At 60.5% G+C, this 1018-nt stretch carries 3 protein-coding genes; all 3 read right to left on the bottom strand.

Annotated features, from left to right (window positions below):
• Positions 1–236 (bottom strand): hypothetical protein (locus tag AC066S_RS38930; RefSeq protein ID WP_159815855.1); only part of this gene is annotated, 236 nt, incomplete at its 3' end.
• A gap of 72 nt (positions 237–308) precedes the next feature.
• A complete protein-coding gene (locus AC066S_RS38925; RefSeq protein WP_478271922.1) occupies positions 309–731 on the bottom strand; it encodes a hypothetical protein in 423 nt (140 codons plus the stop codon).
• Between the two features lie 57 nt (positions 732–788).
• A partial coding sequence (locus AC066S_RS38920) for a DUF4113 domain-containing protein (RefSeq protein ID WP_478271921.1) occupies positions 789–1018 on the bottom strand: 230 nt, incomplete at its 5' end.

Genomic DNA, 1018 nt, shown 5'->3' with positions numbered 1-1018 from the left:
GCCTTTGGGCGGGCCTGCAGGGCCTTCCACTCGGTCTCGCTGAGGGGGTGCAGGTTCCCGTCATCGTCGAGACGGCCATACACCTTTGTTTGCGTGCGTGCGTCGGCTTGTATGACCAGGTCTGGATGGTCGCGATCAAACGAGCACGTGACGGGGTTCGCTTCCATCGCCGCGCGCAAGGCAGAGGAGTCTTTCGGGGACGCCAAGACCTTGGCGAGTGATTCGAGGGGGGTCATCACATTCCTTTTCCATGGCGTAGTGGATTGACCCCCCCCTTCCCGCCATTTTTTAGAAGGCGGGGGGTGTTGCTAAATGACCTTGAGATGCTCGTTCAACGCCATGGTCCTGCAGGTCTCGACAAGGCCTATCCAGTGCGGGTCGCCGGCATTCAAGGCATCCTGCTTCTGCATGATTTTCTTCGCCTCCTGCGCAACCTGCTGCCTGACTGCTTCAAGCGCTGGATGGGCGCCGTTGGCTTTCAACAGAAGCGTGGTCATGCCACCCACGATGGATTGCGCGCAGAGGGACTGCGCAACCTGTCTGGCGTTGTCTTTTCTCAGCTGAGACAGCGTCGCACGTAGTTCGGCAATCTCATTCCGGGCGCTGGCCATATCGCGCTCGTGGCGACGCTTCGCGTCGTGCAGATCCGCCACCGCGCGTGCGGCCTGGCTTTCTGCACTGGCCGCACGGCTTGCAAGCATCGCATCGGCAACCCCATCCGCATATCCCATAGACCCCCCTCTGGCAGGCGTTGAAAACGTTCTGCTGTGCAGCGTACCACTGCACGCTCATGCCTTGGCCACCGGGATCTCGGACAACCTGGTGGTGTATCGCGGGGTGCGTCGATCCTGGCGCATTCCCCACTCTCGGTTCCACTCGCTCTGCCCTGTCGAACCAACGTGCAATGTGCCCTTTCCGTAACGTCCGTTGATTGCATCCATGGCGTGCATGAGCCGCGTCCTGTCACGTTCAACTTCTGGCGCCAGGTCAAGCTCGCCTTGGGATACCTTTTCGTCTT

It is taken from the genome of Bradyrhizobium sp. CFUWI (genome assembly GCF_056429085.1).
The sequence above is the reverse complement of the archived record's forward strand: the minus strand, read 5'-3'. Positions and strand labels throughout refer to the sequence as shown.

Coding starts and splice junctions, on each gene's coding strand:
- AC066S_RS38925 (WP_478271922.1), bottom strand. CDS start 731: ATGGGATATGCGGATGGGGTTGCCGATGCGATGCTTGCAAGCCGTGCG.